Genomic DNA, 23,646 nt, shown 5'->3' on the forward strand with positions numbered 1-23,646 from the left:
TCGCTTTGAAGGTGCACAAGCAGCGAAGGGGGAGGAAGGAGCCGAAGGAGCGACTTTGGCATCCGATTTCAACCGCCAGGAGCGGTGGAAAGAAGAAATCGGAGGACAAGAGAGCAATAAGGCCCTACCACCCCCGGAGCGTCCGCGGTGCACCATCAAAGGTTCTTTGCTCTTTTTCCATCAGTGGTTAACAAAATAATTACTCCGAGCCATACACACATTTGAAAGGGGAGCATTCCCATGACTGATTCCATTACATTTACCAATCCCATTCTGGAGCAGCGTGCTGATCCGTGGGTGTACCGTCACACAGATGGATATTATTATTTCTCGGCTTCCGTTCCAGCCTTTGACCGGATTGAGATTCGGCGTGCATTAACCCTGGAAGAGTTGAAGAATGCCGAGCCGGTAACGGCATGGCACAAACATGATACAGGACCAATGAGTGCTAATATATGGGCACCTGAAATTCATTTTATCGATGGGAAATGGTACATATATTATGCAGCAGCCCATACGAGCGAGACGAATGAGGGTCTTTTCGACCACCGGATGTATGTATTGGAGAACGATTCTGCGAATCCACTGAAAGGTGAGTGGGTAGAGAAAGGACAGATTCGAACGCGCTGGGAGACGTTTGCATTGGATGCAACAACTTTTGAGCATAGAGGAATCCGCTATCTGGTCTGGGCGCAGAAAGATCCGGACATTGTCGGTAACTCCAACCTGTACATTTCTGAAATGGAAAATCCGTGGACGCTGCGTGGAGAACAAGTCATGATCGCTACACCCGAGTACGATTGGGAGATCATCGGCTTCAAGGTGAATGAAGGGGCAGCAGTACTGCACCGCAATGGGCGAATTTTCATTGGCTACTCGGCGAGTGCGACCGACTATAATTATTGTATGGGTTTGCTCACTGCGGATGAAGATGCCGACCTGCTTGATCCAGCGAGCTGGGTAAAATCGCCTAAACCTGTCTTCCAGACGTGTGAGACAAACGGCCAATATGGTCCGGGTCATAACAGCTTCACGGTATCACAGGATGGTAAAACGGATATTCTGATCTATCACGCACGAAACTACAAGGACATCGAGGGAGACCCTCTTTATGATCCAAACCGTCATGCCCGCGCGCAGGTGATTCAATGGAACGAGGATGGTACACCTGATTTTGGAGTCCCTGTTCCAGATGGGAAGGCTGCGGCTGAAGCAAAATAAGGAATGGAAGTTTTGGATAGGAAGAGCCCTTAGTTAGCTAATAACGCTGATTAAGGGCTCTTATTTATGCACACATTGTGTATGAAGCCATGAAGATGATTATCTTAGATTTACATCGAAGCAACCATCCCCCCAACTCTGCGTATGAGGAGTATACAATTTACTATACACATAACATTAGGAGGCCATATATGGATTCACGCGAGACATTGGACCGGGAGCTGGAACAGATTTTAAAATGGGAAAAAGGGCAGAAGGACTTGTTTATTTGGGACAAAATTGGTCGTTTGCCATTTGCCATGCTGGATAAAGTGATGCCTAAAGCGTTGAAACAGAAGATCGGAGACTCCCTGAACGAAGTTGGCCAGTATGTGCAGAATGGCGGGAGATTTCTCGTTCAGAAAAAGAAAGTGGCCAAGCTGCTTCAAGAGGAATCCGCCAGATCGGGTTATGCCATGAAGGACGAACATGATCACATGGAACAAGGTGTAGAAGCAGAAGATACGGCGAAGATCCACAGCGTGGAAGGCTTGCCCCTTGACGTGCTGGATCGCACTGCTGATCGCATTACGGATAGTCGAACCAAGTTTGCTGCCGCACAAGGCGCTGCAACAGGTATTGGCGGCATTGTAACCATTGCAGCAGATATACCGATCGTGATGGGACTCTCCCTGAAGGTGCTGCAGGAGATGGCGCTATGCTATGGATATGATCCCGACGAGCCTCAAGAGCGTATATTTATCGTCAAATGTCTGCAATTCTCCTCTGCCGATATTGTGGGTAAGAAAGCGGTTATTGATGAACTTTCCGATTACGATAATCCGGACAAGCAGGTAGAGGTTATCTCCCAGATGCAGGGCTGGCGGGAGGTTTTTAATTCCTATAGCGAATCATTTGGTTGGAAAAAGCTGTTCCAGCTCATACCGATTGCCGGCATGGTATTTGGTTCGGTGAGTAACAAAAATACGATTCGTGATGTTGCCGAAGCGGGGAAAATGTTATATAAAAAGCGGCTGATTCTTCAACGCCTTTCGCAGTGATGTCCATGACGCTAACGAATCCATGGCACCCTATTATGGCGTATAGAAGGATGCGCCAATTCTAAGGAATCTCACCATCGCTATTTGCATGATAATCATACTAAATGATGCGAAACCACACAAAACATGAGGAATAAAGTATCTGTGATTCGTTAGATTGGCGGATTGCCAGAAATGATGCCATTAAGGTGCGCTGGATTCGTTACACATATGCCATCTTACTGTATTCAATAATTTCTTGCAGGCTCAGTTGCTGCCGCTCTTGTTGGCTGACCATCCTTGTCGTGAAGTAGGGCACCGCGTGCTGGGAGCTGCAAGCGGTTGACGCTAACGCTGACAAAACAAAAACGGGATAAAGCCTAATGGTACAAGGCTTTATCCCGTTTACACAACAGGTAACATTTGAGGTTAGTTAACCACCTGACGTTACGTTTCACGAGGCTGTTTTAACAACTCTATTTCGCTTCGTTGGGCATTGCAGCTTATTTTGTTGGAACTGATCTTTTTAACTGATCTCATTAAATCTGATCCATTTAAAAAACAATTATTCTTCGCTACCGTTCTCTTCCGCCCAGCGGTTCAGCAGCTTATCCGATGGAAGCAGGAAGGTGAAGATACCGATGAGTGGCAGGAAGCTGCACATTTGCATGACTGGAGATACACCGAACACATCGATCCAGTTCCCCAGCACGAGTGCACCCAGACCGCCCATACCAAATGCCAGGCCAGTAATCAGACCAGAGACGGTGCCGATTTTGCCTGGAATCAGCATTTGTGCATACACAACGGTCACTGAGAAGCTGGACAACATAATGAAACCAATAATGCTCAGCAATACGGCTGTCCAGAACAGATTGGCGTAAGGCAGCAGCAGGGCCAGTGGAGCGGCTCCGGCCATCGACAGGAAGATCATGTTGCGTTTGCCGAAGCGATCCGCCAGTGGACCACCAAAGAACGTACCCAGCGCCCCGGCAGCCAGGAACAGGAAGATATAGATCTGTGCGTCTTCTGTGGACAAGTTGAAGGTATCCTTCAGGTTAAACGCATAGAAGCTGCCGATCGAAGCGACATACCACGAACGGACAAAGACGAGCAGGATCAAGATGGTTATCGCAGCAGCGATCTTTTTACGCAATGCCGGATTGGGTGTACGACGGGCTGCCGCCTGTCTGCGCAAATACCCTCCCGATTGCAGCATACGTCCATACCAGCGAGCGATATAGATTTGGACCGCGATCCCCGCAGCAGCAATCCCTGTGAATCCGATGGCACCGAACAACCCAAACGGGATGAAAATCCAGCGGGTGAGCAACGGAGCCAGAGACTGCCCGGCGTTACCACCGACCTGGAAGATGGACTGAGCCAGACCTCGACGAGGCCCTGAGGCCATATGAGATACCCTTGAACCCTCTGGATGAAACGCCGCCGAGCCCAGACCAACAAAGATAACGGAGATCAGAACGGCCATATAACTATCGGCGAAGGCAAGCAGCAGCATGCCCGTAAACGTAAAGCCCATGCCGATGGGCAGGATGGAAGGCGTCGGTTTTTTATCGGCAAACCAGCCTACAACCGGCTGCATGATGGACGCAGTAAAGTTAATAGCGAACGAAATCCATCCGATCTGCGTATATGTAAGATGCATGGAGTCTTTCAGAATTGGAAAAATAGCTGGAATGACTGACTGAATTGAGTCGTTGAACAAATGAACCAGACTGATGGCAATTAAGATCCGATAAACGGTACCTTGGGCATCCAATCCGGGTGGAGCTTTCGAATGCGCAGCGGCGTCTTTGGGTAATGAATTTTGCATGGACATGTACAGTTCTCCTTTGGTCGCGGTCACGAGGGATCAGCGCCTGATGATGTGATGTGCCTAAGCATATTGTTACATAATAGGACAGATTTGCAGGGGCGACAAGGGGAACAGAAGAAATTAACGTACTCTATATAATGTGAAATCTTGATATACTCTACTGGTTCCACTATTAAAGTTCTACTAAATCAGAAATTATAAAGGACTGATCACTATGAAATCGCTATCACCATATGTTCTTGCCAAACGCAATTTGGCGATGACCATTCTATTTATGGCAGTCATGACTTTTCTGACTATATATGTTGCTTCTACGTCTCTATATTTTGCTATCGGATTTTTTGTGGTTGTTCAATCTATTGGTGCACTTATGCTGAGACATTACATCAAAAAAGTCAAAGAACTGAAGCGAGATCATAACGCTTGAACGCGAGTTCAATTCATACGATTGATTGGAAACGCTCCGTTTCCATACTAAAAACAAAAGCCGAATTTCTTCAGATAGAAGAGTTCGGCTTTTGTGCGCTCTATGATTTTATTTCATATATGAGGGTAGATGTAACTGCCAATTTAACGATTATCAATCGTCTCCGGATACATATCATGATTCATCATGCGGTGCTCGGCCATCTGCTCGTACTTCGTACCTGGCTTGCCATAGTTCGTGTACGGGTCGATAGAGATGCCGCCGCGCGGCGTAAATTTGCCCCACACTTCAATGTAGCGCGGGTCCATCAGCTTAATCAAGTCGTTCATGATGATGTTCACACAATCCTCGTGGAAATCTCCATGGTTGCGGAAGCTGAACAGATACAGCTTAAGTGACTTGCTCTCTACCATTTTTACATCAGGGATGTAGCTGATATAAATGGTTGCAAAGTCCGGTTGCCCCGTAATCGGGCACAGGCTGGTGAACTCCGGGCAGTTGAATTTGACAAAATAATCGCGGTACGGGTGCTTGTTATCGAAATTTTCCAAAATGCCTGGATCATATTCAAACGTATATTTTACGCCCTGGTTGCCCAGCAGCGTCAAATCTTGCATTTCATCAGGTTGTCTCATCGGTTCGTATACGCTCCTTATTTCCGGCGACGCACGAAGCTTACCGGTATATATGATAGGCCCTTCATAGCCTTTGTATGTTCTCAAAATTACATCATGCTGCCCATTCCACCCATAAAGTCTATCAGACGCCGCGTTTGTTGCCCCACACCAAAGTATGCAGCTGTGGCAGCACACGAACGTCGTTCAGATCATCCGATGCACTAACTTGATCAATCAGCCACTCGTAACGGGCAAGCAATGAAGACGCCAGATCTGGCGTATCGGCAGAAGTCACATCCGGGTTCCCGGTCTGCAAAAATAAATCTGTGCCTGGATACCGTGCATGCACACGGCGGGCATAATCCAGGTCTGTCTCATCGAAGATCACGATCTTCAGACTATGGCTTCGTTCCACCGGGCCAGCAGCCAGTTGGTGGATCAGATCATCCAGCACAGCCCAGTCGGTGTTCATGCCTGAGCTGGGTGGCTTGGGCGAGACGGTGACTTCGTCAATGTCCGCCAGCCAGGGCTGCCAGCGGGAGCCCTGCGTCTCCACCGCCGTGCGGATGCCGTTCTCCCGCAGTAAGGTAACCAATCCGCCCAGCGAAGCGAGCAGGGCAGGGTTGCCGCCGGAAATCGTCACATGGGAGAAGCGTGAGCCGCCAACGCGGCGCAGCTCGTTCCACACCTCCTCCGGTGTAATCATCCGGATCAGATCCTTGCCGCTGCCGTCCCAAGTAAAAGCCGAGTCGCACCAGGAGCAGCGATAATCGCAGCCCGCGGTGCGGACGAACATCGTTTTCTGCCCAATGACCATGCCTTCACCTTGAACCGTCGGGCCAAAGATCTCCATCACAGGAATACGAGCCTCTTTGTTTCCTTGTTGTCCGTGAGGAAGCTTGTTGTCAGCCAATTCCACCGCAGAAGCAGCATTGGTTCCATCGGTACGGGTCGACGTTGTGAGATTGCTTAGTTCTACACTACTCATCGATCATCCACTCCCGTCTTGCCTCGGCGTAGCTGGTTGGCGTCTCGTATAAGCGGACAAACTCCGTTCGACCACCCTCGGTCAGTGCAGCATAAGGTTCGGTCTGCAAGGCATGTTCCATCTGTTCATACAACCAAACGACCATATTTTCAGCCGTTGTGTTCATGAGGGGAAGGGTTTCGTTCAAATACTGATGATCCAGATACCCTTCAATTTGTGTTTTCCATATCTCTTTGATATGTCCAAAATCAACTGTAAGCCCGGTCTCACCTGGATAACCGCTAATGCCAAAAACAACTTTATAGGTATGCCCGTGCAAGTTCTTGCACTTGCCTTCATAACAATGCAGGTGATGTGCCGCGTCAAACGTAAACTCCTTGCTCACAAGCACGCGTTTGCGATGATAGCGAAGCTGTGCAGGAAGGATATCTTCTCCGATCCGCTGCAATCGCTCCACAATACGGAAGGTTCCCGGTTCTCTCATCATACGTCCGCTCCTACAATTCCAACAGAAGCAGAATCGGTGCGTTGCTCCAGATAGCGATCCAGTCCGGCTTTGCGCAGTTTGCAGGCAGGACATTCACCACAGCCATCGCCGATAATCCCGTTATAACAGGTTAGTGTACGTTCACGTACATAATCGAAGGCACCGAGATCATCCGCCATTTTCCACGTCTGGGCTTTGTCTAGCCACATCAGTGGGGTGTGAATGACAAATGGGTAGTCCATGGACAGGTTCAGCGTAACATTCATCGATTTCACAAATGAATCCCGACAATCCGGGTAACCGCTAAAATCCGTTTCACATACACCTGTGACGAGGTGACGAGCCCCTTTTTGCTTCGCCATAATGGCCGCAAAACTAAGGAACAGCAGATTCCGCCCATCGACAAACGTACTCGGCAGTTCGCCTTCTTCATGCGTAATCTCCACATCTGTACGGGTGAGTGCATTGGGAGCGAGTTGGTTTAACAAGCTCATGTCCAATACCGTTTGCTGCACACCCAGATCGCGAGCGATCTCTGCGGCGCATTCAATCTCCAGCTTGTGGCGCTGTCCGTAATCGAAGGTAACCACCTCAACCTCGGCAAATTGCTGTTTGGCCCAGAACAAACAAGTTGTACTGTCCTGACCGCCGCTGAATACAACGACTGCTTTTTCTTCGTTCAACATAAAAAAACCTCTCCATCTTCTTAAGATCAATCCATGCGCATAGGCACAGAGTGTCGGAAGAACAGAGAAGTTCATGAACTGGCATCCATCAAAAAACACACCTTCTCTTAGACTGCTTCAAAAAAAGCAGGCACGATCTAGTGTCCTTAGTTTTTTACGTACGTTGTTACCTAAAATGTACGCAAGACCACATTAACCTTAATGAAGGTCGAGTCTTATAGAGGGAGTTCGCGAACCTCTCCCATGCCACAGGCATGGATTTTCTTCTTCAATTGTCCGGTACAGTATAACACAATTTTATTATGGTGAGCATATCTGCACTTATTTAATTAATACATTTCCAAAAGGAATGACTTCCTTCAATATTCGCTTAAATAAGCCTTCATCGTTCATATCCTGTTCCAGTCGATGATTTTCACGGCCAGCCTGAAAGAGTACCGAGCCATGGCCCGTCATCTTCCAATGATAATTCATATGCTGGCTGGCAAGGTGGTTCCCATACACGGTAAGTTCAAGCTGTGCATTCTCGGGATAAGCGATAATACTGCCCGAATCTACGTAGAGGGGTGCAGTAGGGTGCAGTTCCTGCTGGCAGACCTGACCTTGTGTCAGCAATCCGATTTTGCCTTCGCCGGAAAATTTCATTTTCACTGCGTCCCGGGTGATCAGCATGTTTTTGATTTTCTGAATCTTGGTATGCATCGTTACGCCATCGGAATAGAAAAAAAGGTGGCGGAAGTCGTAGAGAAGATCGCTATTCTCGCTCAATTCAACTTCCTTCATGGTGAATCCGGGAGGCAGGGCGGCCACAAATTGACAAGGACCGGTAATTTCGGATTTGATCAGCTTTTTTTTGCGATATATCCCCGTAATATTCATGAATTTATCATTGCGACTGCTGCTTGGGCCGCGAAAAGCGACAATTTGTTGGGGGTGTAGAATATGAAGGCGGTCGTCCTGGATCAGTGAGAACGTAACTACTTGTCCGGCTCCGCCAGCTTCGGTATTGTTCAGGTGTATGTGCATGCGGTTGCTCCTGTCCTTTTATACTCGGCCTGAACGGCGACGCATTCCCCAGCGCATCACGCGAATCAGAATAAAGTATCCCAATATGAGAGAAACGGCTGTGATAATCATCGTCTGAATGCGTTTGGCAGTCGCTGTTTTGGCATCCTGATCATTTTGCAATTTGCTTACCATATCGGTCAGTTTCTCGTTTTGCGCCAGCAGCAACTCGTTCTGGGCCTTGAATGCTTCTACATTAGCCTGAGCTTGTCCCAATTGGGCAGAGGTCTGATTCAATTGCTCCAGCGTCTGTTTGTAGCTTTCCTGCAAAGCGTTTACTTCTCCAGGAAGCTCGGAGACCCGTTCCCATCCACTATAGATATCGGAAAATATATTGGCATTCGCTGCACTGACTGTAGAAGTCAAAGAAACAGTAAACAATACACATGTGGTGAATAACACCCGAATGAAATAACCCTGAATGGGTTTTGGCATGAATGGCACCTTCTTTCGGTTACATAATCGTTTGCCGATTTCGTCGTCATTTGTTGAAATACGGCTCTTACATTATACGTCAAAACCGGGACAATGGGTTCAAGAGGATGTAGTTTTAATTACCCTGTATGAGAATAAATCAATACATGCGCATATTGTTTAATTTTAAGAACGACGGGGTAATAGAAGGACAGGGCAGCACTCCGGACGGTCTTGACATCATACCTTTACTTCAGTTCCGGGTGCATGCTATTCATATTAACGAAATTAGTAATTTAATGAGCGAAAACAATATATCCGATTTTTATAAAGATCGTGAATACGAAGGAGTAGAAATATATGTACACAACTGAACAAGCTGCAACGACCAAAACGATTATGATCACTGTAAATGGTGAGCCCATCGGGCGTGAATTGATTATCGACAGTATTACTTATGCTCCCATCACAGAACCTGAATCTGTACAAAAATTACACAAAATGGGAATGAATCCATCTGCAATTTAAGTTAGGACTTGTCATATAAAAGTGGTCTAAAAGCTTGGCATACTGCCAAGCTTTTTCGTCGTTTATTGTCGTAATTACACGGATTTAGGGAGGAAAAACTAATATTATGGAAAAATTTCCTGCGAACATATGTTCCGTGACAATATAGTGTCCATTTACCCTGATAAGTTAGAAGATAATACATATAAATCGGGGGAGAGACTACCAGTGAACTCAGTCTTTGAAGTATCTTATTCGTGGAATAGAGAGGCCATACCGACAGGGGGAGCCGACCCCGTATATATGATGGTAGAGTGGCGTAACGGAGCCCCTGCCAAAAGACTCAGGAAAATAGCACCCAAAATTGTGTCGAGAGACTTGGAACTTTTGCTCAAACCGGAATTTGGAATTCAGCTCAAGGGTATCTATGGCTGTCGTTCCAAAGAAACAGATATCGGTTGGGTTCTAAGACTCGGAGATGTATACAAGGGCGAGAGTAAACAAATATTGCTCGAATTCGCCATGGGACCTCGTGTATCTGGGAAAAGTGCCGTTTGTTCAGCTTATTGGAGTACACGAAAGTTGAAACAAAGCCAAAGAGTGCTGCTGCGCAGAGAACAGTTGTATATTCAGTACACAAGTCATCTGGGCATGCTGCGCCAGCCGGAAGATCCTAAGGTAGAAAAGACGATCAAATTGAACGAAACCGTTCCTCTGATTAAACAAGCTTTGCGCGCTTATGAAAGAGGTCGTACACAAGAGGGCAGTGATCTGCTGCGTCGTCACGCAGATGCTTTGTTAATTGAAGCAGCTCGTAAACAGGATCTGGATTATTATGCGGAAGCCGAAATTGTTGAAAAACTTCGGTACCACTACGGAATTACTTTTAATTCCGTGCCTCAAAATCGCGGAAAAACGATGTTAGGTGAATAGGGATAAAGAACTAGTGATGATGGTAGGGCCAGGAATGTTTCTACATAATTTTTTGAAGGTGAAGTCAAGGAATAAGTCGAATGTACTAAACAACATAATAATAAAAAATGGATGGAGTTGTATCGAATTTATTGAAACAACATCGTGGAGGGTCCGGCAAAATGACAGACCGACTGATCCGATTAATGCGCATTATAACTCTTGTGCAGGCCAAGCCGGGCATTCTGGCCCGTGAGCTTGCCGAGCGGTGCGAGACAACGGAAAGGACGATATACCGCGACATGGAGGCCCTCAGTGCAATGCATATCCCCATCGCCAATATGGGACACGGGAGAGGATACATGTTTATCAGCCATTTTGCCATGTATCCGCTGAATTGGTCTGATGATGAAGCTCAAGCCTTTATGCACCTGGCAGAAGTCATGGAGAATATTCGTCCGTTGCTGAAGCCTGCTTTTGAGAGCGCGTATGAGAAAGTGGTTGCTTCGAGTCAGAAAAACAAAACAGAGCGAGTGGAATGGTCTGAGCAAATTAGCGGGATGTTCAAAGTGGGTACTTCTGCATGGCAGAATGAAAGTACCGAACTTCTGAATCATTCACTGGTGATGTTGCTTCAGGCTGGAATTTCCCAGAACACTATTGAAGGAGAATATCTGTCTCAAGGTAAAAAGGGGATTGTGCGAATGGATCCCTACTGTCTTATTCCGCGTGAATACCGATTTGATCTGTTGGCGTATTGTCACCTGTCAGAGAAACTGACATTATTTCAAGTGAATCGTTTACACAGGGTTCGGATTTTGCCACGCACGTTCCGCAAAGATGATTACCTTTTACAATCTCACTTCCGTACGCCACGGGAACTTGGCAGCAGTACGGAGTGGACTGCATTCAAAATCAGATTTTCGCCGCACGCTGTAGAGCGTGTCATGCAGGAGCAGTTTTTTGCACGCCCCATCTTGACGATTGAACCGGAAGGCACATTGTTGTTTGAGGCCATATTGAGTGATGAGCAAGGGTTTCTAACCTGGCTGTCTCAATATGGACCCGATGCCGAAATTCTGGAACCTGAGAAATACCGCCTCATAATGAAAGAACGTCTGGAGCGCTGGAGGGAGATCTACAACTGAACTTCTATGTAGCTCATGGCTGGTTCGTCTTAGTTCAACATACGTTATATGCAGTTACTCTTTAGTCTTGAACAGGTGTGCCAGGTTACCAAAAGGGGAATCGTTGTCATCGTCTTCTGTACTGCTCGAATAGACCACTTTGGACGTGATGCCTTCATCATCTGCTGCGCAATTGGTTTCCAGGTTGAACTGGTCAAATTGATGCATGAACACTTTGGCTGTATTAATAGCATCATCCAAAGCGCGATGCTGGGTGCCATCGAATTCAATACCGCACAGCTCAAGAGCCTGAGCGAGTCCAAGCTGACGAAATTTCCCTTCTTTGCGCACTGTGCGCGACCATTGCTGCTGAAGATCATTATGATTGGTGATCCAGGCGACATCGAGCTGATGCGTGCGACAATGAGAGATCAGTTTGGTGCGGTCATCCGGTCCCCAGGAGCACATGTAATAGGATTCACTTCCCATCCAGGCAATAAATGGATTCAGCGCTTCCGGAAAAAGGGGAGATGCGTCGATATCTTTCTGCGAAATACCCGTAAATTGAATTGTATCGGCGGACAGCACCGATTTATTGGATGGACGAACATACGTATGGAACGTGTCTGAAACGTACAGGCCGTTCTCACTTTCAGTTACTTTAACGGCACCGATATCTATAATTTCAGAAGAGTAACGTGTATTGCGGCTTACTGTGAATTCAAGATCGTAAATAATATATGGCATAGGACAAACTCCTTTATCAATTAATACATGGTTTCTATTTCTCTATATTACAGGTAACGCACGGCCATGTCAGCCATCGCTCAGGAATTCATTTTAACGTAAAGCTGGCAAGCGTATGGTTGACAATTTCTTGTAAATACACTATGGTGGTCAAAATGATAACAGCGATCAACGAGGACATAATGACGTTAGCCAGCTTCTGCAGAGAGGAAACCGCCTAGTGCAAGGTTTCTGTTGCTGTTTCGTTATTCCTACCTCGCGAGCTGCGGAGGAGAAGGCCCAATCGGTCTGTACCCTCCGCCGGATGGGCCCGTTATGCCCTGAAGGACTGTAAGTTCACGTTTGGCACAGGTTGCAAACGGAGAACCGGTTATGGCAAATGCCCTGTTGGTTTAATGACAGGTCAGCCGGCAAAATGCAGTTAAATAAGGGTGGTACCACGACACATTCGTCCCTTGACGGATGTGTCTTTTTGCTGTTTATAACCTGATTCACAATAACGAATAGAAGGTAAGGGGTGTGACAAGATGCGTCAAAGTGAAATGCTTGTTCCAACATTACGTGAAGCACCAGCAGAGGCAGATGCAGCAGGACATCGCTGGTTACTGCGCTCTGGCATGATTCGCCAACTTGCAGCAGGGATATACAGTTATCTGCCCTTGGGACGTCGTATCTTGCTGAATGTCGAGCGTATCGTTCGGGAAGAAATGGACCGTGCAGGATGTCAGGAAGTATTGCTGCCAATCATGCAGCCTGCTGAGCTATGGGAGGAATCCGGAAGATATACACAGTATGGTCCTGAGCTGATGCGTCTGAAGGATCGCCATGCACGAGAATTCGCCCTGGGTCCAACCCATGAAGAAGTCGTAACTGCACTGGCTCGTGACGAGGTTAATTCCTATCGGAAGCTGCCGTTTACACTTTATCAGATTGGAACCAAATTCAGAGATGAACGTCGACCAAGATTTGGATTACTGCGGGGACGGGAGTTCATCATGAAGGATGCGTACTCTTTTGCATCCGATTGGGAAGAGCTGGATCGCACCTATCAGGCCATGAATACCGCATACTCGCGCATTTTGGAGCGTTGTGGACTGGAATATATTCGCGTGGAAGCCGATGCAGGCACCATTGGTGGTCAGGGGGAGACCCATGAGTTTATGGCACTTGCCGATGTGGGAGAAGATACGATCGTAACCTGCAAACATTGTGGATATGCCGCAAATCTGGAGAAGGCAGGATATCAGACTTCTGAATCTTCTGCTAATCATGCAGGACCAGCTGATACTTCTACTGACCCCAAAACAGTCGATAAAGCCGATGGGAATACTAAAGGGGACACACTGGTTCGTATCGAAACTCCAGGGGTACGTACGATCAATGAGCTAAGCGCCTTTGTGGGTGAGGACGCTCGGCATATGATCAAAACGCTTCTTTATCAAGCGGATGGTCAACTAATCGCTGCGCTTGTTCGTGGGGATCATGAAGTGAATGATATCGCTCTGAAGCAGGTATTAGGTGCAGAGGAGCTGATCTTGGCTGATGAAACTGCACTTGCAGTTCATCCGAAATTAACTGTAGGCTTCCTGGGTCCGATTGGACTGGATCTGCCGATTGTAGTGGATGCGGATGTCGCTGTTATGGAACATGCAATTACAGGAGCGAATGAAGTCGATGTACACTATTCGAATGTACGTCCAGGTATAGACTTTACTTTGGACAAAGTAGATCGAATTCGTTTCGCTGCTGAAGGTGACGGCTGCCCAACCTGTGGAGAACCGCTTGTATTCACAAAAGGAATCGAAGTGGGGCATATCTTTAAACTGGGAACCAAGTACAGTGACGCCATGGGAGCATCCTTCCTGGATCGCAATGGACGGCAGTGTGCGCCAGTAATGGGTTGTTACGGTATCGGTGTGTCTCGTCTGATGGCGGCTATTGCTGAACAATATGCCGGAGAAGATGGTATCCGTTGGCCAGCAGCTGTCGCACCTTATCATGTACATTTGATTCCAATGAGTTGGAAGGATGAGCAGCAGCGCGAGCTTACGCTGCAGCTGGAACAACAACTTACAGATGCCGGATACAGTGTATTGGTCGATGATCGTGATGAACGCCCAGGAGTGAAGTTCAAGGACTCGGAATTGATCGGATTGCCTGTCCAAATTGTAATTGGTCGGGGTGCGGCAGAAGGACAAGTGGAATTTGGATCACATGTTCTTGCAGTCCAAGGTGAATCCAAACGAATCAGTATGACGGCACAAGAGGCTGTAAGTCAGGTGAAAGTTCAGCTTATAGTCCGGAATTAAAAAAAGCCATCCTTATGGCACTGTGCACGTGTCTCTATATAATAGAACGATCTATAATAGGTCCGGATATTATGCGATAAGAGCTGCTTGTGGTTATGTAACGGAGTAAAGCGCTAAAAAGAGGGCTATAGTCACATAAGGATGCAACAATATTTGCGTATTGTCATACCAAGTAACTAGAATTTGAAAAATTGTATTCTGTATACAGTAGGTTTGTTCAGAAGAGCTACAGATATGGTGTGTTAGCAAAGTATGCATGTGCAAATATGCAAATCATGGACGATAAATATGTCGATTCAAATGTGAAATATCCGCATGAGAGTGGCAATTATGGGGATTTCTTCTATAGTCCATGATTAGGGACAAGGATAGAAGTGATTTCTCAAACTGAATCAAGAGATTTATTTTTGCAGCAAAGCTATATACAAGTAAACATGGAGTGTACAACTCAGCAGATTAACCATGGAGTGAAGTAATTGTAAATTAGAAAAGGGTGTCCATCAGCCGGTTATGGCTTGAGGGACACCCTTTCTTTGGAATGGATTGATGGCTACAACTATTTCTGATTCTGTCGCATCCTGGAGATCATCGGTTCGAGCTGTTTTTCTCTGATAATCTTAAGAGGCTGCAGGCAGTTTCAATTGTTGACCTGGATAGATCCAGTGTGGATTTTTGATTTTATTCAGCTTCTGCAGAGCTTGCCAAGTTGTACCGTATTGTTTGGAGATGGAGTACAGGGAATCTCCGGATTTAACAACATGCACTTTGGCTGGAGCTGGTTTGCTTGGTGTCGGTTTCGACGGTGTTTCTGGTTTTGGTGTCTCTGGTTTCGGTGTAGTTGGTGCTGGTGTTTCGGTTACTGGAGCTTCCGGTTCAACCGCAGGAGCTTTTGCTTCCTTGATTCGGCCGTCTGTTTTGATATCAACAGCGCCCAGTTTTTGCATGTATCCGATCAATGCTTCATCCATAGCACCGTACATGCCTGACGTTGCGTATTTTGCGAACATGGTGTACTCGTCACCACCAACAGCAGTGAAATCATTTGTAGCCAGCGTATACGTTGCTTTCGGGTCAAGGGCTTTATCGCCGATCATGACGGAATGTACACGGCTGCCTTTTGCAGCGGAAGAATCAATGCTGAATGTCATGCCGGATACTTGCGGGAATCCACCGCTTGGTTCCGGATAAGATCCTACACCGTTTTCAAGGGCTGTAAGTACATCAGAGCCTTTTACTTCAAGCGTTACAACCTGATTACCAAAAGGAAGTACTGTGATAACATCACCTTTGGTTACGATACCTTTTTCAATGGAAGAACGAATACCGCCACCGTTTGTGAGTGCGATATCAGCTTTGCTGACGTCACGGATGGCATCTGCCAGCAGGTCACCCAGGTTAGTTTCACCTGCACGTACTTGTTCACGTTTGCCGTCCAGCAGAATCGCTGTATTGGCTACTTCTTCTTTCAGAATAGGCTCTTGTTCTTTCTGAATGGAATTCACCAATGCGGCTACTTTCTCATTCGGTTTGATGTCTTTTGCTTCGGTTTCATCAATCAATGTTGCTTGTTTTTTGGTTACTTTACCGCCGTCAACCCACAGGTCGATAACACCTACAAAGTTAGTATACTCACCGGCGCTGGCGATCAGTGTTCCGTTATCGGATACAAGTCCATCCTGCAGAACCGTATGGCTATGACCATCGATGAATACATCAATGCCAGGCACTTCTTTCACAACTTTGAGGCTAGTATCGGTGCTGGACGCGTCTTGTCCAAGGTGTCCCAATACCACAACAACATCGACTTTGCTGCGAATTTCGTTTACGAGCACTTTAGCTTCCGCAGATGGGTCTGTAATGTCCAGACCTTCCATATTTTTCGGGTTCGTTTTGTACATCGTTTCCGGTGTGGAGAGGGCGATAATACCAATCTTCACGCCATCTACTTCTTTAATAAGATAAGGTTCAAACAGACGAGTACCGTCTTTTTTCTTCACATTGGCACTGATCATTGGAAAATTCATCATATCCGCCAGTTCAAGCAAACGCTTGGAACCGTAGTTGAATTCATGGTTGCCTGGAACGATGGCCTGATAGCCCATTTCGTTCATGACTTTGACAATGCTCTCACCGTTAACGAGCGTAGCAAAGGTTGTACCATGCACTGCATCTCCGGCATCCAGCAGAAGGGTGTTTGGGTTTTCGCTACGGTATTTGTCCGCAATTCCAGCAACCTTGGCGAAACCCATCGCAGGTGAGGACTCAACTGCGCGTGCGTGCATGTCATTCGTATGTAGAATAGTAATGTGCTTACCTGTGCCCGAAGTCGTATCTGTTGCAGCAGAGGCGAAGCCTACACTGCCAAATAACAGACAGAGCGTTAGCACAAGTGAAACGTAAGTCTTCCAGATTTTCATATGAATCAGTAACCCCCCAAAAAATAATAATCTCGTGAGCGTTTGCACAACTCATGTTGTATTTTACCAGACTATTATTAGGAAATCTCGAGATTTGTGTAAAAATAGGTAACCTGAAAGTGACATCAGATTTTAATAGTGGAAGATTAAGAGATGAATTGACTTATAAGGAACGTATGTTCTTATAAAGACTAAAAAAAATGCTGCACTTCACGTGGCAGTCCTGTACGTAAACAAAATTTCTCCAGTGATTCATCCGGCTCAGGCCTTAATCCGGAAGTGAGAAGCTGTATGGCAAAACGATTGGCCTGTCTTTCCAGCTTGCCTGGTGCAAAATAGGAGTGTTCCTCCAGAAAGAACCGGTTTATGCCTTTGTGCAATCGGTCATGTCCAAGCTCATGGGCACACACGAAACGCTGCCATTCCGGCGGTAAATCATTGTGAATGACGATAAATCTGCGACGGAGCTTGCGGAAATACAGTCCTTTGGTAGACTTACCCAGATTGGTGAACCGGATCTGTATTCCAATGGCTCTGGCAATGCTGAATGGGCAGTTGGTCCGGTGTTTTCGAATCAGCTTTGTTACAATGTCATCCATATCATCTCACCTGCTGCTTTAGTTTATTCAGCTTGAAATGCTTCATGGGCGCTCGTCTGGATCATTCGTTTTTTTGCGTTTGTTCATCTGCTTGGCTTCCCAGAACAGACCTGTCAGGACATCCTTGATTCGTTTCTTGTCCTCATCATCCAACGGGATGCCATCAAACATGAGATCATCCTCGTCCTCCAGCATCTTTTTGAAGTCCCGACGGTCCTTGTACGTTGCCCATTCCGGAGCTTCCTGAAGCTCGATTGCTGTATTTGAGACTTCCAGATATCCGGCCTGTTTCATCATATCCGCGTAAGGAACCGAGAGTGCGTCCGAGATTTTGCGGATGGTGGCGGGCTTGGGAACACCGCGAACCCCATTCTCAATGCGTGAAATTTGCGAGTTGCTGATTCCTGCTGCTTCGGCGAGCTGATTGATGCTGTATCCCTGTTGCTCGCGCAGTTGTTTCAGATAAGGACCAAAAGCGTGCTCCACAATTTATTCCACTCCTTTGATTCGTATTAGTGTATTGAAAATTATTAAGTAACAGTCGGACGGGGGAGGTAGATGTTGCACTCTATGCCCGTTCCGGATTCGGATCGTTCTTTCGATCGCTGTTATCCCAGATTTCTTTGTTTCCCTTTCCTAAAAGGGAGAAATCCGGTGATAAAGGCGAACGCTTCGCTTCTTTAGAATCGATTCCGCCTCCTTCACTACGTTCGCTCGTGATATGTACCTAAACACGTCAGGACAATTCAGCTTCTTAATAAAAATCAAATGACTTATACGAGGATCTTTAATTATCTGTACTATATCGTATATATACCATTAGGTAAAGGGATATGAAACAATTATGCCAAAAGGTAAAGGAAATGAGAGCGCGGGTTTTATTTTGTAGTTAAAACGACCCAAAATGAAGGTTTACGTCGATCCCCAGAAAGTGGTATCCTCAAATAGAAATACGAACAAAATACGAACAAGATGTAAAGATGAGACAAGTTGGATGATGAGAAAAATGAATTATTCCTGCTTCATCTCTGGCTTAATTCATTCCAAAAGGCAACAGGGGAAAATTGAAAAATGCCGTTACTATTTCAGAGAACTGGATAACCCTAATAAAGATGAGATGAATGCGAGTTTAACTTTTATAGGATGAACTTTAAGTTACGCAAAACGAAGAGGACAGAAAAAATCTGGGGATAACAGCGATCGTAAGATTTTTCTGTCATCGGAGTGGAACATGCGAGGCTACTAGACTTTCATTCTATAACGAATGTTAAAGGAGGAGAATGAATATGGAATTGATGCTGCCCGAATTGGACCGACGCAAAACACAGACTGCTGTTGAAGCCGCGCTGGAAAAATACCGGATTTATAAAACGATTGCTTTTGAAGAACGAGAGGTCATGGTGACAGCAAGTTACACGGAGCGTTTCCATGGTGCAACGAATGTGACCGGGGATTCCACCGCCAGAACGGCAATCTATAATGTGGATGTGCAGCGCGCACGTCAGGCTTACTGCGACACGATTGATTTTGTGGTATCTCGACTGAGCGAGAAGGAACGTGTACTTGTCAGCGAACGTTATTTGAAGGATGACGATGTATTTGACTACAAAGTGTACAACCATGTGTTTGATCCGCCTGTCAGCAAGGACACGTATACGAAGATTCGAACGCGTGCCTTCTATAAAATGGCGCTGGCTCTGTCGGACCGTGGTCTGATTAATATGGAGCCTTTATCTGCATCTCGTAAAGAGCGACAGAAGCTGGGCTAGATGTGAAGCCAGAAGTTCATCCTTTTATATCGTTCGCTGATTGTATACAATAATTGAAAAACAACACTAAGGATCAGTCAAAGGAGAGGAATCCGCATGACGGAACAAGCCGGAATGCAGGAGATGTACACACTGAAGACGATCGCGGAAACGCTCAACACATCCAACGACCTGAATTTGATGCTGGATACGGTGCTCGGCAAACTGTTGGAACTGACAGGATTGACTGCGGGCTGGGTGTTCCTGATCGATACTCAGGGAGAATACGTCTGTATTTCTGATCACGGTCTTCCTCCTGCTCTGATGCATCATGACAAGGAACCGATGCGCTGCGGGTCTTGCTGGTGCGTGAATCGCTTCCGCGACGGGAGATTGGATAATGCCGTTAATATTATTAATTGCAAACGTCTGGAGGATGCGGTTGAACATCAATGGGGAGATACCCATGACATCACCCATCATGCGACGGTCCCACTCCGCTCGGGGGAGAAGATGCTGGGACTGCTGAATGTGGCTGCTCCGGGCAAAGAGCATTTTAGTGATAGTGAGCTGGCACTTTTGCAGGCTGTAGCTTATCAGATCGGCAGTGCGATGGAGCGGATGCGATTATACAGCGCGGAGCAAAGGCGAGCGGATCTGTATGCCCGGCTGGGAGAGTACAGCAGATCGCTGGGCCTGGCGGTGAACGAGTGTAGCAATACAGACGACATGGCGAAGAAGGTTGTACAGCTGCTCGGGCAGCATTACGACTGGCCTTTTGTTGCACTGTTATCGCAGAAGAACGGAAGTTTTATGGTACAGGCCGCCCATATTCTTGGCAAGTTCGAGATGCTGACACGTTCTCAACTTTCTCCACAGGGGGAGAGTCGCATGCATCGGGTGATTGATTCTCACCGTGCGACGGTATTGGCGGCAATGGAGATTCAAGAAGTTTCAGCACTTTGCAATATTCGGCTCCCCATGTCCGTTTTGGCCTCGGGCCTGGCTGCTCCCATCCCTTTAAGTTCTCCTGGCGAAACGGCAATACTGGTGGTTGGCTTGGGTTCCTCCAATGGATTTCTTCAGGCAGATCGTGAGGTTCTCGATGCACTTGCTGAACATATAACAGCCTCGTGGGAAAGTCTGAGACTCGTTTACAAACGCCGGGAATTAACCCGACTGGAGGAACGAAACCGACTGGCTCGGGATTTGCATGATTCGGTGAATCAAATTTTGTTCTCCCTGTCCCTGACAGCCAAAGGTGCGGAGAGCATGTTATCCGGATCACTACAGCTGCATCCGGCCGCGGAAGCGATGAAGGATATACGTTCCTTGTCACAGGAAGCCTTGAAGGAAATGCGTGCCTTGATTATGCAGCTTCGCCCGGCAGGTTTGGAGTCTGGTCTGCTCAGTGCTTTGCAGGAGTATGGCACAGGACAGGGGTTACAAGTCGTTGTACACCGGACGGGTATGCGATCCTTGCCTCAAAGTATTGAGGAAGGCTTATGGCGTATTGGACAGGAAGCGCTCAATAATGTACGTAAACATGCGGGAATTACTTCCGCTGAGATATCCCTCCACCTAAGCGATCAGGAAGCGGTATTCATCGTTACAGATCGGGGGAAAGGAGGAGCCAAAAAGCGTGATGCCTTGCCCGCCAGTTCACTTGGTCTGTCCATCATGAGGGAACGGGCGCAATCGCTGGGCGGAAGACTTGAACTTGTAAGTTCATCGCGTAAGGGAACATCGGTAACGGTAGTCATTCCACTCCCGTCCGAAACTGTATAAAGTCAGGGGGAAGAAGACATGCCGATTACGATTTTACTCGCTGACGATCATGCAATGGTGAGACGCGGGTTGCACGTTTTTTTGTCCACACAGCCAGATATGGAAGTCGTCGGAGAAGCGTCGAACGGACAGGAAGCACTGGAACAAGCAGAACAGCTGCATCCGGATGTGGTGTTAATGGATCTGCATATGCCAGTCCTTGACGGGATCGAGACGGCGAGAAGGCTTCGTTCGATCTTGCCTGGAATCCGTATCATCGTACTTACATCCTTCTCGGATCAGGATCATGTCGTACCAGCCGTACGCGCTGGGGTGAAGGGATATCTGCTGAAAGATATTGAGCCGGAGGACCTTGCCGTTGCCATCCGCAATGTACACGCGGGACAGGTAGAACTTCATCCGGCGGCAGCGGGACAATTAATGCATGTGATGGCTTCGTCTGAGCTTCCGATAAATGAAGCACATGGACGTGCAAATCCCCATACGCCCACTCGGCCTACAGAACAAGAGCGGGGTGGGATAGGGAGAGAAACTTCTCACGGACCGGACATGCTCACCCGGCGGGAACGAGAGGTGCTGGGACTGATCGCACAAGGATTGAGTAATAAAGAGATTGCCATAAAGCTGATCATTACCGAGAAAACGGTAAAAACACATGTTAGTCATCTTCTGGACAAATTGGGCCTGGCAGACCGCACACAAGCTGCGCTTCATGCCGTAAGAAATGGCTGGGTCGTCTGATCCATCTTCCGATAATCTCAGACTAAGGTCGTAGAAACTCAACCCAAAGGTTGAGTTTTTTTGTACTGCAAGTTAAGTCTATCTGCTGACGATTCGGAGACGGAAGCACGGTAAGATGAGAGTAACGAAATTTATAACGCAGCGTAGGAACGACTATTAAAACGTAGGAGAGTGACATAGATGAATATCTTGATTTTGGCAGGCAGTAATCGGAAAAATGCAACCAGTACACGTTTAGGGGAATATGCCGTGGAGGTAATCAGTGGTCAGGGACATGAAGCCAGCCTGTTTGATTTGTATCAAAGACCGCTTCCATTCTATGCACCGGATGAAAAACAGAACGATGATCAGAACCTCGCCGACTTGAACACGCGTATGCTCGCGGCAGATGCCATTATTCTGTCTACCCCAGAGTATCATGGCAGCATCAGCGGTGTGCTCAAGAATGCATTGGATCACCTGAGCCAGGCTCATTTCAGTGGTAAACCGGTATTGTCCATCAGCTCAGCAGGAGGCGCGGTGGGGGTAAGTTCGCTTTTGCAGCTACAGGCGATCATTCGCAATTTGCACGGGATTAACGCGCAGGAGTGGATTTCCATTGGTGGTGCGCAGCGGAGAAGGTTTGAAGCAGCGTTTGACGGATACGAGGAGTTTGAAGGCAGTCAGGACATTGAAGACCGGATCAAACGCGTGCTTGGTTCATTTTTGCACCTTGCCGAGACGTTAACTTCAGTACGGAAATCCTCCGGGAGTTAAGAGAGGGAAGTAGAGTAGCGGGATGCTAACCACAGATAAAGAGAGAAAAGAGGTTTTCATCATGATTAAAGGCATATTTGAGACGCATCTGAACGTAACGGATTTGGAGAGATCGCATCATTTCTATGAACAGATTGTTGGATTACGTCATGCCTATGGGCAGAAGGAACGTGGAAACTCCTTTTACTGGATTGGCGGTGAAGGCAACGCGATGCTCGGACTGTGGCATAAGGACCCCTCCGAAGTGAAGCGGCAGCATTTTGCTTTTCAGGTATCGTTGGAGGACATGAAACAAGCTGTCACTTACCTGGAGGATAAAGGGATCAAGACGCGTAACTTTCTGGACGATGATATTGGCGAGTTGTATGTCTTTGCGTGGATGCCTGCGGTGTCCGTGTATTTTACCGATCCGGATGGTCATTCTCTGGAATTCATATCGATGCTCCCGGATGAAGCAAAGCCGGAACTCGGCATGGTGCCATGGAGTGAGTGGGAGAAGATGCACGGTCGGGTGAAGGAGGACACGGCATGATTTTTGAAGAAGTCAAATTATATACAGCACGACTGGAAGACATCAAATCATTTTATGTGGATACTCTGGGATTGGAGTTGCTGGAGGAGTCCGAGCATTCTTTTACGATTCGAGTCGGTTTGACGAAGATGATATTCGCTGAGAGTGGAATGGAGCAGGAACCTTTTTATCATGTTGCCTGGATGATTCCAACAAATCGTTTTCAGGAGGCCAAAGCCTGGGCAGAGGCACGTGTTCGTCTGAGCGTATATGAAGGTAAGGATGAGACTTATTCAACCAGTTGGAATTCGAATTCGCTCTATTTCGAAGATCCTGTCGGTAACATTCTGGAGCTGATTGCTCATCATACCGTTCATAACGAGAGTGACCGCCCCTTTTCGGAGAAGGATCTGCTGCAGGTGTGTGAGGTGGGATTAGTTACGGAAGATGTGCTTTCCACGGTGGATGAACTTGAGCAGATGGGGTTGAAGCGATGGGGTGAGGCTAGTGATACCTTTGCCCCTGTAGGGGATGTGAACGGACTGTTTATTGTGGTGAAGAAGGAACGTGTCTGGTTCTTTTCGGAGCAACAGGCACAGATGTATGCATTTGAAGTGTCCATTCGTGATGTTGGGAGACTTCGAATCGGCTAAAATGCGCGGAACAGCAGGCAAAACGGTCATATGTGCACCATTTGCATCATCTTATAGAAGTAAACGCTTT

General features: G+C 47.1%; 24 protein-coding genes. 13 read left to right on the top strand and 11 right to left on the bottom strand.

All coding sequences use genetic code 11. The features are described 5' to 3' along the window. The first annotated feature begins 240 nt into the window (after positions 1 to 240). The gene (locus P5G61_RS03840) at positions 241 to 1,221 is read left to right on the top strand and encodes a glycoside hydrolase family 43 protein (RefSeq protein WP_301244646.1); all 981 of its coding nucleotides are present in this window, start codon (positions 241 to 243) and stop codon (positions 1,219 to 1,221) included. Between the two features lie 191 nt (positions 1,222 to 1,412). Continuing rightward, entirely contained in the window at positions 1,413 to 2,261 is an 849-nt protein-coding gene (locus tag P5G61_RS03845) for an EcsC family protein (protein ID WP_301244648.1), read from the top strand. 544 nt (positions 2,262 to 2,805) lie between these two features. Here the strand turns inward: P5G61_RS03845 and P5G61_RS03850 are convergent. Further along, positions 2,806 to 4,074: an MFS transporter gene (locus tag P5G61_RS03850; RefSeq protein WP_301245228.1), complete on the bottom strand. Its 1,269-nt coding sequence runs from the start codon at positions 4,072 to 4,074 to the stop codon at positions 2,806 to 2,808. Between the two features lie 217 nt (positions 4,075 to 4,291). On the opposite strand from P5G61_RS03850, the gene P5G61_RS03855 reads away from it, so the two are divergent. After that, a complete protein-coding gene (locus P5G61_RS03855; RefSeq protein ID WP_079351004.1) occupies positions 4,292 to 4,504 on the top strand; it encodes a hypothetical protein in 213 nt (70 codons plus the stop codon). 143 nt (positions 4,505 to 4,647) lie between these two features. On the opposite strand, the gene queF is transcribed toward P5G61_RS03855, so the two are convergent. The 6 genes from queF to P5G61_RS03885 form a co-directional block, all read right to left on the bottom strand. Then, complete coding sequence (gene queF, locus P5G61_RS03860; RefSeq protein WP_062323912.1) at positions 4,648 to 5,139, bottom strand: preQ(1) synthase; 492 nt, start codon at positions 5,137 to 5,139, stop codon at positions 4,648 to 4,650. A gap of 124 nt (positions 5,140 to 5,263) precedes the next feature. Next, positions 5,264 to 5,974 (bottom strand): 7-carboxy-7-deazaguanine synthase QueE, encoded by a 711-nt coding sequence (queE, locus tag P5G61_RS03865; RefSeq protein ID WP_301245232.1) that lies wholly within the window; start codon positions 5,972 to 5,974, stop codon positions 5,264 to 5,266. A 127-nt stretch (positions 5,975 to 6,101) separates the two neighbouring features. Beyond that, positions 6,102 to 6,593 (bottom strand): 6-carboxytetrahydropterin synthase QueD, encoded by a 492-nt coding sequence (gene queD, locus P5G61_RS03870; protein ID WP_285078042.1) that lies wholly within the window; start codon positions 6,591 to 6,593, stop codon positions 6,102 to 6,104. After that, on the bottom strand, positions 6,593 to 7,279 hold the full coding sequence (queC, locus tag P5G61_RS03875) for a 7-cyano-7-deazaguanine synthase QueC (RefSeq protein ID WP_079351062.1): 687 nt from the start codon (positions 7,277 to 7,279) through the stop codon (positions 6,593 to 6,595). Before queC ends, queD begins: the two co-directional genes overlap by 1 nt. 324 nt (positions 7,280 to 7,603) lie before the next feature. Then, positions 7,604 to 8,308: an AIM24 family protein gene (locus tag P5G61_RS03880; RefSeq protein WP_301244652.1), complete on the bottom strand. Its 705-nt coding sequence runs from the start codon at positions 8,306 to 8,308 to the stop codon at positions 7,604 to 7,606. 18 nt (positions 8,309 to 8,326) lie between these two features. Continuing rightward, positions 8,327 to 8,782 (bottom strand): hypothetical protein, encoded by a 456-nt coding sequence (locus P5G61_RS03885; RefSeq protein WP_024632428.1) that lies wholly within the window; start codon positions 8,780 to 8,782, stop codon positions 8,327 to 8,329. 339 nt (positions 8,783 to 9,121) lie between these two features. Between P5G61_RS03885 and P5G61_RS03890 the strand changes: the two genes are divergently transcribed. The 3 genes from P5G61_RS03890 to P5G61_RS03900 all read left to right on the top strand — a co-directional run bounded on the left by P5G61_RS03890 (position 9,122) and on the right by P5G61_RS03900 (position 11,328). Beyond that, positions 9,122 to 9,289, top strand: coding sequence for a hypothetical protein (locus tag P5G61_RS03890; RefSeq protein WP_173405244.1), 168 nt, complete (start codon positions 9,122 to 9,124; stop codon positions 9,287 to 9,289). Between the two features lie 207 nt (positions 9,290 to 9,496). Further along, positions 9,497 to 10,201, top strand: coding sequence for a hypothetical protein (locus P5G61_RS03895; protein WP_301244657.1), 705 nt, complete (start codon positions 9,497 to 9,499; stop codon positions 10,199 to 10,201). Between the two features lie 131 nt (positions 10,202 to 10,332). After that, on the top strand, positions 10,333 to 11,328 hold the full coding sequence (locus P5G61_RS03900; RefSeq protein WP_301244659.1) for a helix-turn-helix transcriptional regulator: 996 nt from the start codon (positions 10,333 to 10,335) through the stop codon (positions 11,326 to 11,328). Between the two features lie 54 nt (positions 11,329 to 11,382). Here P5G61_RS03900 and P5G61_RS03905 read toward each other — a convergent pair whose 3' ends face one another. Next, positions 11,383 to 12,054, bottom strand: a complete 672-nt coding sequence (locus tag P5G61_RS03905) for a 3'-5' exonuclease (RefSeq protein WP_301244661.1) — start codon at positions 12,052 to 12,054, stop codon at positions 11,383 to 11,385. Between the two features lie 527 nt (positions 12,055 to 12,581). Here P5G61_RS03905 and P5G61_RS03910 point away from each other — a divergent pair. Further along, the gene (locus P5G61_RS03910; protein ID WP_301244662.1) at positions 12,582 to 14,363 is read left to right on the top strand and encodes a proline--tRNA ligase; all 1,782 of its coding nucleotides are present in this window, start codon (positions 12,582 to 12,584) and stop codon (positions 14,361 to 14,363) included. A gap of 617 nt (positions 14,364 to 14,980) precedes the next feature. Here the strand turns inward: P5G61_RS03910 and P5G61_RS03915 are convergent. From P5G61_RS03915 to P5G61_RS03925, 3 genes are all read right to left on the bottom strand, one after another. Continuing rightward, entirely contained in the window at positions 14,981 to 16,780 is a 1,800-nt protein-coding gene (locus tag P5G61_RS03915; RefSeq protein WP_301244681.1) for a 5'-nucleotidase C-terminal domain-containing protein, read from the bottom strand. A gap of 191 nt (positions 16,781 to 16,971) precedes the next feature. Then, positions 16,972 to 17,379 (bottom strand): ImmA/IrrE family metallo-endopeptidase, encoded by a 408-nt coding sequence (locus P5G61_RS03920; protein WP_285077937.1) that lies wholly within the window; start codon positions 17,377 to 17,379, stop codon positions 16,972 to 16,974. Between the two features lie 42 nt (positions 17,380 to 17,421). Continuing rightward, positions 17,422 to 17,868: a helix-turn-helix domain-containing protein gene (locus P5G61_RS03925; RefSeq protein WP_024632420.1), complete on the bottom strand. Its 447-nt coding sequence runs from the start codon at positions 17,866 to 17,868 to the stop codon at positions 17,422 to 17,424. Positions 17,869 to 18,665: 797 nt separating this feature from the next. Here P5G61_RS03925 and P5G61_RS03930 point away from each other — a divergent pair. From P5G61_RS03930 to P5G61_RS03955, 6 genes are all read left to right on the top strand, one after another. Beyond that, entirely contained in the window at positions 18,666 to 19,148 is a 483-nt protein-coding gene (locus P5G61_RS03930; RefSeq protein ID WP_301244683.1) for an ArpU family phage packaging/lysis transcriptional regulator, read from the top strand. A gap of 96 nt (positions 19,149 to 19,244) precedes the next feature. After that, a complete protein-coding gene (locus P5G61_RS03935; protein ID WP_301244686.1) occupies positions 19,245 to 20,915 on the top strand; it encodes a GAF domain-containing sensor histidine kinase in 1,671 nt (556 codons plus the stop codon). Positions 20,916 to 20,933: 18 nt separating this feature from the next. After that, complete coding sequence (locus P5G61_RS03940) at positions 20,934 to 21,656, top strand: response regulator (protein ID WP_301244688.1); 723 nt, start codon at positions 20,934 to 20,936, stop codon at positions 21,654 to 21,656. Positions 21,657 to 21,836: 180 nt separating this feature from the next. After that, positions 21,837 to 22,412, top strand: coding sequence for an NADPH-dependent FMN reductase (locus tag P5G61_RS03945; RefSeq protein WP_301244690.1), 576 nt, complete (start codon positions 21,837 to 21,839; stop codon positions 22,410 to 22,412). A gap of 61 nt (positions 22,413 to 22,473) precedes the next feature. Then, complete coding sequence (locus P5G61_RS03950) at positions 22,474 to 22,944, top strand: VOC family protein (protein ID WP_301244692.1); 471 nt, start codon at positions 22,474 to 22,476, stop codon at positions 22,942 to 22,944. Further along, on the top strand, positions 22,941 to 23,576 hold the full coding sequence (locus P5G61_RS03955) for a VOC family protein (RefSeq protein ID WP_301244694.1): 636 nt from the start codon (positions 22,941 to 22,943) through the stop codon (positions 23,574 to 23,576). The genes P5G61_RS03950 and P5G61_RS03955 overlap by 4 nt, the downstream gene beginning before the upstream one ends. Positions 23,577 to 23,646 lie beyond the last annotated feature (70 nt).

It is taken from the genome of Paenibacillus vandeheii, assembly GCF_030433635.1.
Lineage (GTDB): Bacteria > Bacillota > Bacilli > Paenibacillales > Paenibacillaceae > Paenibacillus > Paenibacillus vandeheii.

Coding starts and splice junctions, on each gene's coding strand:
- P5G61_RS03840 (WP_301244646.1), top strand. CDS start 241: ATGACTGATTCCATTACATTTACCAATCCCATTCTGGAGCAGCGTGCT.
- P5G61_RS03845 (WP_301244648.1), top strand. CDS start 1,413: ATGGATTCACGCGAGACATTGGACCGGGAGCTGGAACAGATTTTAAAA.
- P5G61_RS03850 (WP_301245228.1), bottom strand. CDS start 4,074: ATGCAAAATTCATTACCCAAAGACGCCGCTGCGCATTCGAAAGCTCCA.
- P5G61_RS03855 (WP_079351004.1), top strand. CDS start 4,292: ATGAAATCGCTATCACCATATGTTCTTGCCAAACGCAATTTGGCGATG.
- queF (WP_062323912.1), bottom strand. CDS start 5,139: ATGAGACAACCTGATGAAATGCAAGATTTGACGCTGCTGGGCAACCAG.
- queE (WP_301245232.1), bottom strand. CDS start 5,974: ATGGAGATCTTTGGCCCGACGGTTCAAGGTGAAGGCATGGTCATTGGG.
- queD (WP_285078042.1), bottom strand. CDS start 6,593: ATGAGAGAACCGGGAACCTTCCGTATTGTGGAGCGATTGCAGCGGATC.
- P5G61_RS03880 (WP_301244652.1), bottom strand. CDS start 8,308: ATGCACATACACCTGAACAATACCGAAGCTGGCGGAGCCGGACAAGTA.
- P5G61_RS03885 (WP_024632428.1), bottom strand. CDS start 8,782: ATGCCAAAACCCATTCAGGGTTATTTCATTCGGGTGTTATTCACCACA.
- P5G61_RS03890 (WP_173405244.1), top strand. CDS start 9,122: ATGTACACAACTGAACAAGCTGCAACGACCAAAACGATTATGATCACT.
- P5G61_RS03905 (WP_301244661.1), bottom strand. CDS start 12,054: ATGCCATATATTATTTACGATCTTGAATTCACAGTAAGCCGCAATACA.
- P5G61_RS03910 (WP_301244662.1), top strand. CDS start 12,582: ATGCGTCAAAGTGAAATGCTTGTTCCAACATTACGTGAAGCACCAGCA.
- P5G61_RS03915 (WP_301244681.1), bottom strand. CDS start 16,780: ATGAAAATCTGGAAGACTTACGTTTCACTTGTGCTAACGCTCTGTCTG.
- P5G61_RS03920 (WP_285077937.1), bottom strand. CDS start 17,379: ATGGATGACATTGTAACAAAGCTGATTCGAAAACACCGGACCAACTGC.
- P5G61_RS03930 (WP_301244683.1), top strand. CDS start 18,666: ATGGAATTGATGCTGCCCGAATTGGACCGACGCAAAACACAGACTGCT.
- P5G61_RS03935 (WP_301244686.1), top strand. CDS start 19,245: ATGACGGAACAAGCCGGAATGCAGGAGATGTACACACTGAAGACGATC.
- P5G61_RS03940 (WP_301244688.1), top strand. CDS start 20,934: ATGCCGATTACGATTTTACTCGCTGACGATCATGCAATGGTGAGACGC.
- P5G61_RS03945 (WP_301244690.1), top strand. CDS start 21,837: ATGAATATCTTGATTTTGGCAGGCAGTAATCGGAAAAATGCAACCAGT.
- P5G61_RS03950 (WP_301244692.1), top strand. CDS start 22,474: ATGATTAAAGGCATATTTGAGACGCATCTGAACGTAACGGATTTGGAG.
- P5G61_RS03955 (WP_301244694.1), top strand. CDS start 22,941: ATGATTTTTGAAGAAGTCAAATTATATACAGCACGACTGGAAGACATC.